We start from the raw sequence: 16,866 nt of genomic DNA, 5'->3' as shown, positions 1-16,866 counted from the left end.
ATCGCTCCGTTGTCTCGGGGGTGCGGATGTCAGGCAGAGCCATCGCGGAACCTCGGGAGCACCTCGGTGCCGAGAAGCTCGATCTGGTCGAAGAACCTGTCGAACTTGAACCGGAAGTCGAAGACGAGATGCTCGACTCCGAGCGCCTCGAACTTCCGCAGCTCAGCCACCGCCTGCTCGGGATCACCGACGATGAGCTGACCCTCCAGGTCCTCGACGGTCTCGAAGGTACCCGAGGGTGGCTTCACGGCGAACTTGGCCTTGTTCGCCCACGCGAGCAGCCCGGGAATGTTGACGTGCTTGAGCGCCTCCTCCCGGGTCTCCTCGATCGAGGTAGGCGGGATGACGCCGACGGTGGGCATCGGCCGGCCGCTCTCGGCGGTCATCTCGCGCATCACGGAGATCCGCTTCTCCATCGTGCGCAGGGAGATGCGCCCCGGCATCCAGCCGTCGGCGTACTCCGCGGCCAGGCGCGCCGACTTCGGGGTGGCGCCGCAGTACCAGAACGGGATCTGCCCGCCCACGGGCTTCGGCTCGACGGTGATGTCGTTGAAGGAGAAGATGCCGTCGTCGTAGTCGACGTTGTTCTCGGTGAAGACGCGCTTGAGGATCTCGGCATTGGAGCGCACGAGTTCCACCCGGTTCAGGTCTCCCCAGCCGATGGCCTCGAACTCGTGGTCGAATGTGCCGGCGCCGAACCCCAGAATGAGCCGGTCGCCGAGGAGCTGGGTCATCGTGCCCGTCATCAGCGCGGTGATCAGCGGGTGCCGGAACGGGATCAGGGACCCGGTGCCCAGCTGAAGCTTGTCGGTCACGGCGCCGATCGCCGTCAGGGTGATGAGCGCGTCGTAGAAGGTACGGTTCGGCTTCTCCATCTCCCCGTGCGGCTCGAACACCAGGTGGTCACGCACCCACACCGAGTCGAAACCGCGCGCCTCGGCGAGCTTCGATCCCTCGAGGAGCTTCTCGCGGCTGGCCTGCTCACCGAAATGCGGCAGCAGTAGCCCGAACTTCATCGCCATCAGAGTCCCTTTCCGGCCAGAGCCGTCCTGTCGGCGCCGGCCGCGGCCAGTCGCCCTGTTCCTGGTTCGCCCACGACGTCGCCGTCGGCGTAGACCTCGGTGCCGCGCACCAGGGTGCGTTCGATGCGTGCGGAGATGGTGCGCCCGTCATACGGGGTCCAGCCGCACCGGGAGAGCACGTCGTCGTTCGTGATCGTCCACTCGTGGTCCATGTCCGCGATCACCACATCGGCGTCGGCTCCGCAGACGAGCCCGCCCTTGATCCCGCCGAGGCCGAAGTCGGCCGCGGGGGAGCCGGCCACCATGTCCACCGCGCGGGCCAGGCTCAGGTCGCCGCGGTTCACCGCGTCCAGCATGAGCTCGTAGTAGTACTGAATGCCGGGCGTGCCGGTGTGCGCGCTCCACATCTCGGTCCAGCCGATCTCCTTCTCCTCGCGGGTGTGCGGTGCGTGGTCGGAGCTGGCGATATCGATCGTGCCGTCGCGCATTCCCTCCCACACGGCGGCCCGGTTGTCGTCGGGGACCCAGTAGGAGAGGGCGTACGGGCCCAGGGTCTGCACGTCCTCCCAGGTGGACAGGAACGGCGCCCAGTGGTTCACCTCGCAGGTCACGTCGATCCCGGCGGCCTTGGCTCGCCGGACCGCGTCGATCGAGCGGCGGGTCTGCATGTGTGCGATGTGGATCGGGCAGCCGGAGGCCTCGGCGAGGCGGAGGACGACGTCGATCGCGGTATCCCAGATGACGCCCTCGCGGGCGGCGTAGGCGGAGGCGTAGCCCTCCGGCGTGTTCTCGCCGCGGCCGAGCACCTTACCCTCGATGTAGTCCATCAGCGCCTGGTCGTGCGGGTGGATGATGAACCGCTTCCCGGTGGTGGCGATGCGGTCCATGATCTGCAGCAGGTGCCCGTGGTCGTGGATGCCGGTGCCCGAGGGGTGCGGGTAGTCGCGGCCGGTGTCGACCACCATGTAGATCTTGAACGCGTTGACACCCATCGCGGCCATGCCATCGATCTCGTCGAACTTGGTCGGTGCCGGGTTGTGGTTGAAGTCCACGAGCGAGGTCCGCGCGTACCGGTCGAAGACGTCCTGCAGGGTGGTCCTGTCCACGGTGGGCGGCTTGAGGTTGGGCATCCCGAAGATCGTGGTGACGCCCCCGGCGGCCGCCTGCTGGCTCGTGGTGAGGATGTCTTCCTTGTGCTCGTACCCGGGCTCGCGGGTGTGGACGTGCACGTCGACCATGCCGGGCAGCACGAGCCGTCCGGTCGCGTCGATCGTGCGCGTGGCGGGGACGTCGACCTCCCGGTCGACGATGCCGGCGATCACGCCCCCCTGGACGAGCAGGTCGGCTGCGCTGGGTCCCGACGGCGTCACGACCGTTCCGCCGGTGATCTTCAGATCGATCATGGGTCATGCCTCCAGGTATTCGACGCTCGCGTCGGGCGAGCTGCTGGTGTGGACGTCGACGGAGCTGGGCCGCACGTGGCGGTCGAACCAGTCGACGATGCGGGGGGTGGTCTGTTCCCAGTACCGGTCGTAGGCCGCGTAGTGGGTGGTGTGGCGCTGCATGAGCAGGGCTTTGGGTCCGCGTGCGGCGGCGTACAACCGCTCGGCGTGATCGGTGGGTGTGGTGGCGTCCCCTTCGACGGCGACGATCATCAGCGGCGTACTCAGGCGCCCGGCGGCCTCGATCGGCTGATAGGCGAGGATCTCCTCCGCGCAGGCCAGGGGCACGGAGGACGGGATGCGCCCGTCGACGTCGGACTTGACGTTGGTGGCCCGCCGTTCGGGGGTGGGCACCATGATCTCCTCGCGCGGGTGAACCATGCGCCCGTGCCCGGTGAGCACGCGTTCCTTGCGGTCCACGTCCAGGTCCTTGAGGAAGGTCAGCCACTCGTGCTCCTGGCGCATCCGGTGCAACCAGTCGCGTCCGTCGGCTACCGGCACCTGACTCACTGCGGCCCGGATCCGGTCGTCCGCTTCGGCGAGGAGGACGGCGTTGCCACCGCCGGTGCCCCCGGTGCCGAACACCCCGAGGGCGTCGGCGTCCACGTCCTCGCGGGTGGTCAGATAGGTGACGGCGTTGATCAGGTCGCGTAGCTGGGCGCCGGGGGAGATGATCCCGCGATTCCCACCGGAGTCGCCGAAGCCGCGGTAGTCGAACACCAGCACACCGAACCCGGCGGCCACCAGGGCCTCGTGGTAGCGCACGTAGAGGTTGGCGTCCTTGAGCCCGAGCCAGCCCGGCCCCTGCACGATCGCCCGGACGGGTGCCGTGCCGTCTGGCCGGCGCCACAGACCGGCGATCGGTTCGCCCTCGCTGTAGAACTTCACGGGAGTGGTCTGCATACTGTCTCCTTCGACACGTCTAGTCTGGATTCTGGATCCGATGAGTGCATTTGCTGTGCCACGGATCCGATCGATGGGTGCGCGGTGCTACGCCGCCCGGATGGTCGCGTCGAGAGCGCGCAACCGAGGTGCCAGGTCGCGCTCGAACAGCTGGAGGAACCGCCGCTGGTCGTGGCCCGGTGCGTGGAAAACCAGGTGGTTGAACCCCCACCGCACGTACTGGCCGATCTGCTCGGCCACCACGTCCGGGTCGCTGCCGACGATCCACCGCTTGGCGATCTGTTCGATCGGCAGCGCGTCGGCGGCACGTTCCATCTCGAGCGGGTCGGAGATGGAATGCTTCTGCTCCGGGGTGAGGGAGAGCGGCGACCAGAACCGGGTGTTCTCCAGGGCCGTCTGCTCACTCTCCTCGTAGGAGAGTTTGATCTCGATCATCCGGTCGATCTGCTCAGGGTTGCGGTTGTTGAGATTCGCGCCCTCGGCGAGCGCAGGCAACAGCTTCTCCGTGTACAGTTCCTCGCCCTTGCCGGAGGTGCAGATGAACCCGTCGGCGACGCGGCCGACGTACTTGGCCATCACCGGACCGCCGGCCGCGATGTAGATCGGGATTCCACCGTCGGGCCGGTCGTAGATCGAGGCGCCGTGGGTGGAGTAGTACTCGCCCTCGAAGGACACCCGGTCACCGGACCACAGCTCGCGCATCAGGCGGACCGACTCGCGCAGGCGGGCGAAGCGCTCCTTGAACGGTGGCCAGTCCTGCTCGCCCGCGCCGCGGAAGCCGGTCGCGATCTCGTTCAGGGCCTCCCCGCTGCCCACCCCGAGCATGATCCGCCCGGGGTAGAGGCAGCCCATGGTGGCAAACGCCTGGGCGAGAACGGCGGGGTTGTAGCGGAAGGTCGGGGTCATCACCGAGGTCCCGATCCGGATCCGTTCGGTGCGCTCCCCGACGGCGGCCATCCAGGCCAGCGAGAACGGGGCGTGGCCACCCTCGTGGCGCCACGGCTGGAAGTGGTCGCTCACGGCGACTGACTCCATCCCGTGTTCCTCGGCAGCCACGGCGAGCTCGACGAGCTCGCGGGGTGCGAACTGCTCGGCCGAGGCCTTGTAACCCAACGTCAGTGTCATGGTGCTCCCTCGCATCGTCAGCGGTGCAGGCTGGGACCATCCTGACATAGATTGGATTCTGGATCCAGAATTCAAGAAAACTGAGTGCGAGTAGCGTACGCTGGCCGAGCAGAGATCGGCCCGAGGATCAGTCTGTGCCGGTGGCCTCGGCGTCGAGCCAGCTCAGAACGCCTTTGAGCACCTCGGCGAGGTGCTTGCGCAACAGCGCGCTCGCCTTCGTGGCGTCACCCGAGGCGAACGCGTCCACGAGATCTTCGTGCGAGTGAGTGTGCGAACCACCCACTACCCGCCACCCGAGTACATAGCGGCCCATCTTCAGGCGCAGCTGCTCGATCATCTCCCAGGTGATCGGGTTGTGCTCGGCGTCGTAGAGCTCGGCGTAGAACTGGGTGCGAGCCTCCACGAACTCGGGGCCCTCGTGCTGACCGTCGGCCGCCTTGGCCAGCTCGCGCAGTCGCTTGACCCGCTCGGGCGAAGAGCGCTTCATCGACTGCTTCAGCGCGTCCACCTCGAGCAGTGCGCGGATGCGGTACACCTCTCGGGCCTGATCCGGCGAGATGGAACGCACGGTCGCACCGCGTCGATCATGGAACTCGACCAAGCCGTCAGACTCGAGCTGGATCAGCGCCGAACGCACAGGCAGCCGGGAGACTCCGATCTGCTCGGCGAGCGTCTCCTGCCGCAATTTCTGCCCGGGTCGGAGCGTGCCGCTGAGGATCGCCTCCTGCAGCAGCCCGTAGACCATGGCGCCCACCGAGCGGTAGGCCGTGTGATGGCGCTGGGCGAGCTCGTGGAGATCGGCGCTCGTCGAGCCTGCATTTGGGATCATGGATCCAGAACCTATCGGATGCGTGGCGAACGTTCAGTACAGATGGTCTCGTTCTCGTCGATCGGACGCCCAGTGCGCGGCGAGTTCGTCGTTCGCTTGCACCCACTCGGCGACCATTCCACCCCCGCCGTGCCCGTCGCCCTCGTCGATCACGAGGCGGCTGGCCGGCCACCGCCGGTGTAGCTCCCACGCCGTGTGCACCGGGCCGCTGATGTCGCGTCGCCCGTGGATCAGCGTCGCCGGGATGTGCGCGATCCGGTCCATCTGCTCCAGCAGCGGCGGCACGGCGAACCCGTCGTGTGCCCAGTAGTGGCTGGTCAGCATGGTGAATGCGTGCCGGTACATGGTGAATGCGTGCCGGTAGTCGTCGTCTGCCCAGCGTGGATCGGGCTGGAAACCGCCCGCCCCGATGGAGACGTGTACGTCCTCCCAGCGTGCCCACGCTCGCGAGGCGGCGCCCAGGGTCGCCGGGTCGCGCAGCAGCCGTGCGTAGGCTTCCACCAGGCGCGATTCCCGACGGCGATACGCTGGGTCGTGTGCCTCGGCGAAGGCTGCGTAGCGCTCCCACTCCGGGAACACCCTCCCCATTCCTTCGGTGATCCAGTCCACCTCGGCGCGGGATGTCGTCGTGACAGCGAACAGCACGATCCCGAGTACCCGGTCCGGGTGCGCCTGTGCGTAGGCGATTGCGAGCAGCCGCGTTGGTCCAGCCCGATGATGCGGTACCGGGCGGGGTCGAACTTCGTGACGTACCCACCCTGACCCAGTCCACCACCTGGGCCACCGTGCAGGTATACGGCAGGGACGCCGTCGGGGGTGCCTGCCTCCTCCCAATAGATCGACTGGCCGTCGGAGGCGTTCAGTAGTCCGTGAGTGTGTGCGGCGCCGTACGGGGATACATCAGGTCTCCCTCGGCTGCTCGGGGCTCCCAGTGCCGCATGCCTCCATCAACGTTGCCCATCCGCTGTCGACGGCGGTGCTCACCGCCCCGCGCAGTACGGTGTCTTCGCGGAAGCTGGACAGCCGGCAGTCGATATCGATGGCCCCGTGTGCTGCCAGTCGGTCCTGGAATGCGGTGACGAGGGCCGGGCCGGAGCGAGCGATCCCGCCCGAGATTGTCACGGTATGAAGGTCCAGCCCGACGCAGAGTGGAGCCACCGCAGCGGCGAGCGGGTCGATACCGCGCGCCAGGGCTCGTTGTGCCACGAGATCGCCGGTATCGGCTCGGTTGATCAGCGCTTCTGTGCTCAGCTCTGGCAGGTCGCCATGCAAGGGCAGCCGGTCGGAGCGAACGACTTCTTCGAGGACTTGAGTCGCTCCGGTGGCCGGATCCTCCACGAGCAGTGCGCCCAGCTCGCCCGCTCCGCCGCGACGTCCTCGGAACACCTGACCGTCGAGGACCAGACCCGCGCCCAGGCGCTGTCCCCACTGCAAGCCGATGAAGTCCTGCGGCATGTCCGGCATCGTGCGCATCGCGTGTGCCGCCAGGTTGGCGTCGTTCTCGACGGTGACGCGGCCCGTCACCAACGGTTGAAGTGCCGCGACGACCTCGGCCGCAGTCCATGCGCCGAGGCCGGTGCGTAGTTCGATCCCACCGGAGGCCTCTGCAACGATCCCCGGGCTCGCCACGGTGGCCGCCAGTACGTCCTCCTGGGACATTCCGGCCTCCACGAGTGCCTCGCCCATCATCGAACTCAACACTGTCAACATGTCCTCGCCCAACTGGATGGGGCGGCGATGCTCGCGTCTGGCTCGGCGCGCGCCGTTCAGGGTGGCGACCTCCACGACGGCGCGGTGCGCACCGGCGTCGGCACCCACGACCGCGAATCGGTCGAGGGCGACGCTGTAGCGGACAGCAGGCCGACCGGCGTTCCCGGCGGGCTCAAGTCGATGCACCCAGCCACGATTCTCCAGGGCGGCGACGATGTGCGAGACGGTCGGTCGCGTGAGCGACGTCATCTGCGCCAGCTCGGAGATCCGTACCGGCCCCTCGGCACGCCGCATCGCGCCTAGGACATGACGGGTATTGAGCACTCGGAGGCGGCCAGTCCCACGCGCATGCTCGGCCATGTCGACAGTCACGCTCCCACCCTACTAAACGAAAGATCATTTACGAATGAACCTTGCATATGTCCTGTGAGCCCTGTTACACATGGTTTGTTCGCTCACATCCCCCTTGCCTCACGAGGAGACTTCCTGATGTCCCCACACGTCCCAGGACGGCACCCGAGTCCATCCCGACCACACGTCTCCCGTACGATCGCCGGCGCGCTGACTGCAGCGTTGGCCCTCGGCCTCATCGCCGCGTCACCTGCGACGGCAGATGATGGCGACGTATTCAGTTCCACGTGGGAGCTTGAGACCGACGCGAGCGACTCCGTGGAAGATCGCGACGGTGAGGTCTTGGATGACGTGACCTTCGCCGATGGCAGTGCGCAGTTCTCAGCGTCGGACGACTCCGAGATCCGCCTTCCGTACGAGCGGAATCTCGAGCCAGGCAACGGCGAGTGGGTGCTTGAGCTCACGGACGTGGTTCCCGGAACTCGCACCGGCTCCCACCAGGCCGTGGCGACGAGCCGCTCCAGCAACAACCAGGGCTGGGCCCTCTACATCATGCCCAACGGCGAGTTCCGCTTCTGGTCCCGTGTGGTGGGCCAGGGACAGTGGGCGCAGTTCCCCACCGGTGTGATCGCTCAGCCGGGCACAAGCTATGACATCACCGTGACATACACGCCCGGCTCGGTGACGACCGAGATCAGCGGCGGCGCCGACGTGACCGTCACCGACGAGATCGGAATCCCGTTGATCAACAGCGGGAACAGCCCGATCCGGCTGGGTAACGGCGACGACCTCGGCGACGGGTTCTTCTACCGCGGTTCCCTCGGGAGCATCTCCCTCACCTCCTCACCCAGGCAGGAACCCTGGGCGGCGTGCGAGGCCGCGGCGGACACCACCATGCCGGTGGCGACCCCGGATGCGTCAGTCCTCGACCGCGCGATCCCCACCGATGAGCTCACCCAGCTGAGCCTCGAAGCCGCGCAGAACGCCAACCGCTACATCACGACCACCTTCTGGGACGAGGAGTTCGCCGCCGAGCCCGGTGAGTACATCCCGCTCTCGCGCCGAGTGGGAGCGCCCGAGTATGCGCTGCGCGGTGTCTCCATGGCCGCGGTCAACATGTCCATTCTGGTCGCCACCGGCGGCTACGACCCGGAGGACACCGGCGTCACCGAGGACGAGGTCCGCGAGCGCATCGTCCGGATGGTTTCCTCCGCAGCCGCCGAGCACCGATCGAACAATCCCGCAGGATGGGGCCCGGAGGCGGACCGGTGGCAGGCCTCGTTGTGGGCCTACTACAACGGCTTCGCCGCCTGGCTGCTCTGGGACGACTTCAGCCCGGCTCAGCAGGCGTGCGTGACGAACATGGTCGCGATGGAGGCGGACCAGATGGTCGACCCCGAGTACTACCGCAACGCCGAGGGCACCATCGTGATCCCGGGTGACACCAAGGCTGAGGAGAACACCTGGCGCAGTTCGCTCTCGGGCCTGGCGGCCATCATGATGCCCGAGGCCGCCAACAGCGACCAGTGGCGCTCCGACGCCATCGACCTCGCCCTGGCCGGCTGGGCGACGCCGCAGGACGTCGACAGCAACGAGGTCATCAACGGCCGGGCGCTGGATGAGATGCTGACCGGCTCGAACGTCGAGTCCGACGGCACCGTCGAGAACCACAACCTCATGCACCCCATCTACATGCTCGCGTTCGACCAGAACGTCAACTCCGCACTCACCCAGCAGCTGGGCGGCCAGCAGCCGGCGGAAGCCTTCTTCCACAACATCGACCTGACCTACGAGGCCTTCGTCGACCTGCAGTTCGACTCCCCGCCGTGGCAGGCACCGGGCGGCACCATCTACGTGCCCGGTGAGTCCTCGATCTACTACCCCGACGGCAACGACTGGGGAAGCACCTTCCCGCTCTACTTCGCCCAGGGTGACGTGATCGCGGCAACCTACGACGTCGGCGGGGACGTCAGCACCCCGCCCGCCGTCTGGGCCGAACGCCACCTACAGGACGCGATCGCGCTGCAGGACCGGTTCGAGGACGGACGGACCTACCTCGACAACTCCGAGAGCAACTACGGACTGCGGGAGGAGCGCACGGCACAGATCGCCGCGCACACCTTCCTGACCCGGTTCCTCAACGCCGAGCAGGTGTGCACGACTGATCGCCCGTACACCAGCGACACCGACGACGCACTGCTCGGTGAACTCGAAATCGTGCGAGAACTGATGGCCACCTCGGAGGGGGAGGAGCTGCCGGCCGACGTGCGGGACGCTGTCGTAGCGGCGCTGGCCGACCTGGAGAGTGCTCGCACGGACGGCACCGACGAGGACGTGCAGACGGCGCTACGAAGCCTGCAGCTCGAGCTCGTCGCCGGCGGAGACGCCGGGGTACTCACCGAGATTCGCACGGTGGTGGCTCAGGCGCAACAGTGCACGATCGACCTGCCGATCGCCATCACGGCGCCCGGTGAGGCCGACGCCGGGGATGAGATCAGCATCGGGCTCACCGGCGGCGAGCCGGACACCGAATACCGGCTGCTCGTTGACGGCGAGGAACTGGCGACGCTGACCACCGGAGCCGACGGCGCGGGCCGGGTAGCGTTCGAACTGCCGACCGGAGTCTCGGGTACGGTTACCGTCCGCGCCGACGCCGGTGAGTCTTGGGCCGAGGCGGAGATCACCATCGACGCGGTCGATCCCACCGATCCCACCGATCCCACCGATCCGACGGACCCTGGCACCCCCACGGATCCGACCGACCCGACGGGTGACGGCGGTCCCACCGGCGATGGTGGGGACGAGGACGGTGATGGGACTGGTCAGGACGGCGACCTGGCCGACACCGGAACGGGCCCTGTGGTGGCAGTCCTCGCCGCGCTGGCGAGCCTGGCACTCCTCGGCGGTTCGTGCCTGCTCATCGTCCGACGTCGGCTGAACGCCGGTCGCTGACCGTGCACCGCAGTTCCCGCGACGCGCGCGAGCGCGCCGCGGGAACTGCGCACGCACCGGGGACGGTGGCACTCCGGAAGGGAGATCGTGTGATCGGGTACGACACGCCCGTGCGCCTGCTCGTGAAACAGATCGATCCCGAACACCCGACTGCCCCGAGCAGACGGCTCCTGGCGGTGCGCGAACCGCAGCGCCATGCACGCGAACGACTACGTGCCTTCGCCAGGGTGCGGGGCCTCGATCGGCTCGTAGCCGAGGTCGACAGTGTGCTTGACGGCGACCCACCGCCGCACGGGTACGCCAGGTTCGACAGTTCCAACGATGCGATCCGGGTCATCGTCCTGTGGCCGCACTACGACGGCTCGCTGCCATGAGCTCGCGCCGGTGAAACGCACCCCACACCGGTGGCGGTAGGTTGCTGGGGTGAGCTCATCGACGACCATCACCAAGATCGAAACGTTCCGAGTGCCGCCGCGGTGGCTGTTCCTGCGGGTGGAGACCTCCGACGGGCTCGTGGGCTGGGGCGAGCCCGTGCTGGAGGGTCGCGCCGCCACCGTCGAAGCCGCCGTGCACGAGCTGGCGCCCCAGGTGATGGGCAGCGACGCGAGCCGCATCGAGGACACCTGGCAGCGCCTGACGCGCTCCGGCTTCTACCGCCACGGGCCCGTACTCAACAGTGCGGTCGCCGGCTTTGACCAGGCCCTGTGGGACATCGCGGGCAAGCGTCTCGGCGTGCCCGTGCACGAGCTCCTCGGTGGCGCCGTGCGGGACCGGGTGCGCACCTACTCCTGGGTCGGCGGCGACGACCCGGCCGGGGTACGCGAGCACATCCAGGCTCGCCTCGACCAGGGCTTCACCGCCGTGAAGATGAACGCTTCCGGGGTGCTGCGGCACATCGACTCACCCGCCGCGATTGCTGACGTGGTCGACCGCGCTCACGCCGCCCGGGAGACGTTGGGCGACTCCGGCGACTTCGCACTGGACTTCCACGGCCGCGTCTCCCCGGCGATGGCGCACCGGCTGCTGCCACTGCTCGAAGAACTGATGCCGATGTGGGTGGAGGAGCCGGTGGTGCCCGAGCTCTCCGCCGAGCACCTGCCACGGCTGGTGCAGCGCAGCTCGATTCCGATCGCCACCGGCGAGCGGGCCTTCTCCCGCTGGGACTTCAAGCCGTTGCTCGAGGCGGGCATCGCGGTGGCGCAGCCGGACATCTCCCACGCCGGCGGCATCTCAGAGACGCGCCGGATCGCAGCGATGGCCGAGACCTACGGCGCCGGCCTGGCCCCGCACTGCCCGCTCGGCCCGATCGCACTCGCCTCCTGCCTGCAGGTGGACCTGGCCTCACCGAACACCGTGATCCAGGAGTCCAGCCTCGGCATCCACTACAACGAGGGCTGGGATCTGCTCGACTATCTCGCCGACACGTCGCCCTTCACCGTGCGGGACGGGCACATCGACCGCCTCACCGGACCGGGCCTGGGCGTCGAGATCGACGAGGCAGAGGTGCGCAAGGCTGCCGCGCACGGGCACGACTGGGCCACACCCACCTGGAATCACACCGACGGCAGCCTGGCGGAGTGGTGAGGATTCCGGACGATCACTCCACCGAGATCGATGTGATCAGGTAGGAGACCACGATCTCGAACTGTGGGTACTGCGCTGCATCCATCATGTGCCCTTCCGTAGGTCGAGCTGGGGACGGACCAGGCGCCGGTAGGCGTCGCATCCGGCCAGCAGTTCCTCGTGCGCGCCGTCACCCACCAGTGATCCGCCGTCGAGAACGAGCACCCGTGGTGTGGTCACCAGCGTGCTGAGCCGGTGCGCGATGACCACGGTGGTGGTGGCGGTGCCGATGAGACTGTCCCGTAGTGCCACCTCGTTCTCGAGGTCGAGCTGACTGACGGCTTCGTCCAGGATGAGCACCTCCGGCCGGCGCAGCGCAGCACGAGCCAGCGCCAGTCGCTGCCGTTCGCCTCCGGAGAGGCTACGCCCGCGATCGGCGAGCACCGTGTCCAGCCCGTGCGGCATCCCACGCACCACATCGGCTGCGCGGGTGCGCTCCAGCGCCTCCCACAGCGCGTCGTCGGGAAGCTCCTGCGGTAGGGCCACGGCGAGGTTCTCCCGCACTGATTCGGCGAACAGGTACGGCTCCTGCGGCACCAGGCACACAGTGGCCACCCGTTCGGCTCGCTCCATCGCGCGCAGGTCCGTGCCCCCGACGAGGATGCGCCCGACGTCCGGGTCATACCAACGGGCCAGCAGCGCCCCCAGCGTGGACTTGCCCGCCCCGCTCGCGCCAGCCAGCGCGACCGTCTCCCCGGCCCCGATCGCCACGCTGACATCTCGCACGGCTGACCGGGGCGCACCGGGCCAGCTGTAGGTGACCGATTCCACCCGGATGTGGGGTGTGCTCGGGTCGCAATCGGAGGGTTTTGCAACCGGTACGCACCCCAGCGAGGCGGTCGGGCTGGACCCATCGCGCTCCGGGATGACCGGCAGTGGATCGGGGGCGTCGAGGATTCCCTCGATGCGCCGCGCCGAGGCCGCGGTGTTGCCATAGTGCCGGGTGGTTGCCGCCCACTGGGCGATCGCCGAAGGCGTTGCGCCCGCCACTGCCGCCACCACCGGCAACCATTCGAGGGCCAGGCGCCCGGCTGCCACCTCCCGTACGGCTACCACGGTGGCGGACACCGCCACCAGGGAGGAGAGCACACCCCCGACGGCGGTCTCCACCCCCGTACGGATCGTGGTCGCCCGCTGTGCTCGCCACAGCCGGGTCTGCTGAGCGGCGAGCCGGCCCAACCGTTTTTCGAGCAGTCCGAAGGCTGCGATCTCCCGCACGGCCCCCACGTTCTCCTGCATGTCCGCACCGATCTCGGCGGTCACGGCCCGCGTCCGCCGGCCCTGCTCCCGGGCACTGCGCCGCGCCGCGAGTGGTACCAGCACGGCCAGCGCCAGGAACGGCAGCGTCACCAGTGCCGCGGGCAGGCTGATCAGCGCTAGTCCCACCACGATCAGCGGCGTGGCCAGGAACCGGCCGATGATGTAGAGCGAGGAGTGCGCGAGAAAGATCTCCAGCGCCTCGGAGTCGTTCGTGCTCAGGGTGGTCAGATCGCCCGTCCGGCGCCGCGCCACGCCTCCCGGTGCGATCCGTGCCAGCCCGGCGAACAGCCATCCGCGCACCCGCGCCAGCACCCGGAATGCGACGTCGTGGCTGGTGTAGGCCTCCTGCCACACCGCCACGCTGCGCACCAGGGTCGCCCCGAGCACCAGCACCGTCGGCAGCACCAGGTCCACCCGCGTGCTGCCGGCCACTCCGGTGACGGCGGCTGCCACCGCATAGGCTGCGGCCCCGGCTGCCACCGCCGCCGAGAGATGGACGACGGCGTTCCATGCCAGAGCGGCCACATACCAGCCCCGCCATCCGGCCAGGACGACCCTGAGTGCGCGCACATCGTCCAACCGCAGGCCATTCGCCGGTGCGCCGTATGCTCCGTACGCGACATACGGTGGTGCGTGCCGCTGTGGCGCGGCATCCACTGACGTGCCCTGGTCGAGGTTGCTCACGAGACCACCTGCGTTCCGCCGTCGGCAATCCGTTGCGCCCGCACCATGGCCGCCCAGGGGCCGCCCTCCGCCTCCAGCTGGGCTGGACTGCCTTCCTCCAGCACACGGCCTTCGCCCAGCACGATGACATGGTCGGCGTGGGCCACCGTGGAGAGCCGGTGCGCGATCACCACCGTGGTGCGCGAGCCGTCGCCGGAGCGGACCGCCTCGGTGATGAGGGCCTCGTTCTCCCCATCGAGGGCGCTGGAGGCCTCGTCGAGCACCAGCAGCGGCGCCCGCTGCACGAACGCTCGTGCCAGCGCCACCCGTTGACGCTGTCCGCCGGAGAGGTGCTGCCCGCCCTCTCCGACGTTGCTGGCGGCGCCCTCGGGGAGGTCGGCGAGGAAGGATGTCACCCGGGCGGCCGCCATGGCGTCGTCCACGTCCGCATCGGTGGCATCGGGGGGCGCTGCGAGGTGCACGTTCTCGGCCACGGTGCCCTCCATCAGCACCACGTCCTGACTCACGCGGGCGCTGATGTGGCGCAACTGACTCAGCGGGAGAGTGCGTAGGTCGTGGTGCCCGTCCGCGGTGCCCAGCTGCACCGAGCCATCATCCGGGTCGATGTCCCGCAGGAGCAGCGCGGTGAGGGTGGTCTTCCCCGCGCCGCTGGCTCCTACCAGAGCCGTGGTCCAGCCCGCGGGGATGGTGACGCTGATCTGGTTCAGGCTCGCTCGCTCGGCGCCCGGGTAGGTGAAACTGACGTGCTCCAGGCGCAGGCCGGGAGGTCCGGCGAGCGCGATCGGCGTCGCGTCCGCGGCTGTGGTCACCTGCGGTTCGGTCGCGAGGATGCGGTTGATGGAGGCGGCGGCCGCCAGGCCGTAGAAGCCCTCGTGCCAGTAGCTCTGCAGATCCTGCAGCGGCCGGAAGCACTCGGCAGCGAGAAAGAGCACCAACAGCACGTCCCCAGCAGCCAGCCGGCCCTCGGCCGCGTGCCAGGCCGCCAGTAGCGTCGCCCCCGACGTACCCAGGAGCATGGCGGCGGACGTGATCACAGAGGTGGAGAGGGAGACGTTCATATTCGCCGTCGTGGCGGCCCGCAGAGTCTCCGCGTCCCGGGCAAGCTGGGCGCCGCGCCGCTCGGCGGCACCGAAGCCGGCGAGGGTGGCGATCCCGGCGATGTTGTCGCTCACGCGGGCTGCATACCGGTCGTAGGCTCGCCAGTGCTCGGCAGCACGTGCGCCGAGGAGTCGCTTGGTGATCCGGTGCGCGAGTGGCACGCATGTCACACCGGCGACCACCACGAGCGCCGCGGCCGGGTCGCGCAGGAAGAGCACGACGGTCAGGGCCGCAGGGACGAGTATCGCGGCGAGCACCTGCGGTAGGTAGTTGCCGACGTATCCCTTGAGGTGCTCGCAGCCGTCGACGGCTGCGAGGTGCGCGCTGGCGCGCCCGCCCGGCCATCGGTGCGCGGGGCCGAGTGCCACGATGTGCCGCAGCAGCTTCTCCCGGATGGCGCGAGCGACGACCGTTCCGGTGTGCAGTGCGGACTGGTCACGGCACCACAGCAGCAGGGCACGCAACCCGAGCAGGGCCACGGCCGCCGTCAGTGGGCCGGCTGGAACTGTGCCATCGGAGCTGAGGATGTGCGTGAAGGCTGCAGCCATGGCGAACGCTGCGCCGATGGAGGCGCCTGAGGCGAGCAGGGTGAGGGATGCGGTGCCGGCCAGCCGTGGCCACGCCTGGCGAGCGTAGGGCGCGACGTTCGCGTTGATCATCATGAGAATGCCTGTCGAGTTTGGATATGAGAATCGCTATCACTATAGTGCGATCCCGTGCCCACCTCCTCATCCGCTATCGGCGTGCGCCCACCCGACGGCGATCGCTCCGCCACCGCACGAGCTCGCGCCGCGCGCGCCACGCGCACCACGGTGATCTGCGGCGTCCTGGTGGTGGCCGTCGGAGTGCTCGTGGTGCTCTCGGGCGCCGTGGGCTCGGTGGAGGTCAGCACCGTGCAGGCGGCCAAGATCGTGATCGGGCACCTGACGCCGGGAATGCCATGGATGTCGGACGGATCGCTGACCGCACTGCAGGATCAGGCCGTGTGGCAGTTCCGCCTGCCGCGAGCGCTGCTGGCGGGGCTTGCCGGAGCCGGCCTGTCGCTGGCCGGTGCACTGATGCAGGTCACGGTGCGCAACCCGCTCGCCGAGCCCTACATCCTCGGTGTCTCCTCCGGCGCGAGCGTCGGCGCCGTCCTCGTGATCGTGCTCGGGTCGGCGGCACTGGGTGGGATGTCGATGAACCTCGCCGCCTTTGTCGGTGCACTCGCTGCCTGTGTGTGCGTGGCGGCGCTCGCACGTAAGGACGGGGCGCTGTCACCGACCCGGATGATCCTCGTGGGCGTGGCGCTCGGCACCCTGTTCAGCGCGGTGACGAGCTACCTGACGATCTCCACCGACGCCCAGAACGTGGTCAGCGTGCTCTTCTTCCTCCTCGGCAGCGTGTCGGCGGCGACGATGTCGAGCCTGATCGGACCTGCGGTGGCGTTGGTGGTGGGATGTGTGGTCGCGGCACTGCTGGCGCGGTCGCTGAATGCGTTGATGACCGGGGACGAGTCCGCTGTCTCCCTCGGGGTGGACGCCGCCCGGATGCGGGCCATCCTGCTGGTGGTCGCCTCGCTGCTGACCGGCTCGGTGGTGTCGGTCGCCGGCGGTATCGGGTTCGTGGGGTTGGTGGTGCCGCACATCGCGCGGATCGCGGTCGGCGCCGATCACCGGCGCATGCTGCCTGTGGCGGTGCTCGGCGGTGCGGTCTTCCTGATGGCAGCCGATCTGCTCGCGCGGACCGTGGCCGCTCCGACCGAAATCCCGTTGGGGATCCTGACGGCGTTCGTCGGGGCACCGTTCTTCCTCTGGCTGATGCGCCGCAGCGGTGCCGACCGGGCGGGGTTCGGCCGATGAGCCTGAGGAACCCGGGTGGAGGTGGC

Annotated in this window: 13 protein-coding genes; 4 read left to right on the top strand and 9 right to left on the bottom strand. The window is 68.7% G+C overall.

The window, feature by feature from the left end; all coding sequences use genetic code 11:
- Window positions 1–29 precede the first annotated feature (29 nt).
- The 7 genes from FV560_RS01740 to FV560_RS01710 form a co-directional block, all read right to left on the bottom strand.
- Entirely contained in the window at window positions 30–1,022 is a 993-nt protein-coding gene (locus FV560_RS01740) for an LLM class flavin-dependent oxidoreductase (RefSeq protein ID WP_200837487.1), read from the bottom strand.
- Complete coding sequence (locus FV560_RS01735; protein ID WP_159618655.1) at window positions 1,022–2,425, bottom strand: dihydroorotase; 1,404 nt, start codon at window positions 2,423–2,425, stop codon at window positions 1,022–1,024. The genes FV560_RS01740 and FV560_RS01735 overlap by 1 nt, the downstream gene beginning before the upstream one ends.
- A 3-nt stretch (window positions 2,426–2,428) precedes the next feature.
- Entirely contained in the window at window positions 2,429–3,367 is a 939-nt protein-coding gene (locus FV560_RS01730) for an alpha/beta hydrolase (RefSeq protein ID WP_159618653.1), read from the bottom strand.
- A gap of 87 nt (window positions 3,368–3,454) precedes the next feature.
- Window positions 3,455–4,492 (bottom strand): glucose-6-phosphate dehydrogenase (coenzyme-F420), encoded by a 1,038-nt coding sequence (gene fgd, locus FV560_RS01725; RefSeq protein ID WP_159618651.1) that lies wholly within the window; start codon window positions 4,490–4,492, stop codon window positions 3,455–3,457.
- A 127-nt stretch (window positions 4,493–4,619) separates the two neighbouring features.
- Complete coding sequence (locus tag FV560_RS01720; RefSeq protein ID WP_159618649.1) at window positions 4,620–5,321, bottom strand: GntR family transcriptional regulator; 702 nt, start codon at window positions 5,319–5,321, stop codon at window positions 4,620–4,622.
- 33 nt (window positions 5,322–5,354) lie between these two features.
- Window positions 5,355–5,966 carry an alpha/beta fold hydrolase gene (locus FV560_RS01715; RefSeq protein WP_338049686.1) on the bottom strand — a complete coding sequence of 204 codons (612 nt, stop codon included), beginning with the start codon at window positions 5,964–5,966 and terminating at the stop codon, window positions 5,355–5,357.
- A gap of 255 nt (window positions 5,967–6,221) precedes the next feature.
- A complete protein-coding gene (locus FV560_RS01710) occupies window positions 6,222–7,403 on the bottom strand; it encodes an ROK family transcriptional regulator (protein WP_159618647.1) in 1,182 nt (393 codons plus the stop codon).
- Window positions 7,404–7,724: 321 nt separating this feature from the next.
- On the opposite strand from FV560_RS01710, the gene FV560_RS01705 reads away from it, so the two are divergent.
- The 3 genes from FV560_RS01705 (at window position 7,725) to dgoD (ending at window position 11,918) form a co-directional block, all read left to right on the top strand.
- Window positions 7,725–10,334: a hypothetical protein gene (locus FV560_RS01705; RefSeq protein ID WP_159618645.1), complete on the top strand. Its 2,610-nt coding sequence runs from the start codon at window positions 7,725–7,727 to the stop codon at window positions 10,332–10,334.
- Window positions 10,335–10,423: 89 nt separating this feature from the next.
- Complete coding sequence (locus tag FV560_RS01700) at window positions 10,424–10,708, top strand: hypothetical protein (protein ID WP_159618643.1); 285 nt, start codon at window positions 10,424–10,426, stop codon at window positions 10,706–10,708.
- A 49-nt stretch (window positions 10,709–10,757) separates the two neighbouring features.
- Entirely contained in the window at window positions 10,758–11,918 is a 1,161-nt protein-coding gene (gene dgoD, locus FV560_RS01695; RefSeq protein ID WP_200837486.1) for a galactonate dehydratase, read from the top strand.
- An 84-nt stretch (window positions 11,919–12,002) separates the two neighbouring features.
- Here dgoD and FV560_RS01690 read toward each other — a convergent pair whose 3' ends face one another.
- Together FV560_RS01690 and FV560_RS01685 are read right to left on the bottom strand one after the other, a co-directional pair.
- Window positions 12,003–13,901 carry an ABC transporter ATP-binding protein gene (locus tag FV560_RS01690; RefSeq protein ID WP_159618641.1) on the bottom strand — a complete coding sequence of 633 codons (1,899 nt, stop codon included), beginning with the start codon at window positions 13,899–13,901 and terminating at the stop codon, window positions 12,003–12,005.
- Entirely contained in the window at window positions 13,898–15,661 is a 1,764-nt protein-coding gene (locus tag FV560_RS01685) for an ABC transporter ATP-binding protein/permease (RefSeq protein WP_159618639.1), read from the bottom strand. The genes FV560_RS01690 and FV560_RS01685 overlap by 4 nt, the downstream gene beginning before the upstream one ends.
- Window positions 15,662–15,715: 54 nt before the next feature.
- Here FV560_RS01685 and FV560_RS01680 point away from each other — a divergent pair, with 54 nt between their 5' ends.
- Window positions 15,716–16,840 carry a FecCD family ABC transporter permease gene (locus tag FV560_RS01680; RefSeq protein WP_235019857.1) on the top strand — a complete coding sequence of 375 codons (1,125 nt, stop codon included), beginning with the start codon at window positions 15,716–15,718 and terminating at the stop codon, window positions 16,838–16,840.
- Window positions 16,841–16,866 lie beyond the last annotated feature (26 nt).

It is taken from the genome of Ruania rhizosphaerae (assembly GCF_009805705.1).
GTDB classification, from domain to species: domain Bacteria; phylum Actinomycetota; class Actinomycetes; order Actinomycetales; family Beutenbergiaceae; genus Ruania; species Ruania rhizosphaerae.
The sequence above is the reverse complement of the archived record's forward strand: the minus strand, read 5'-3'. Positions and strand labels throughout refer to the sequence as shown.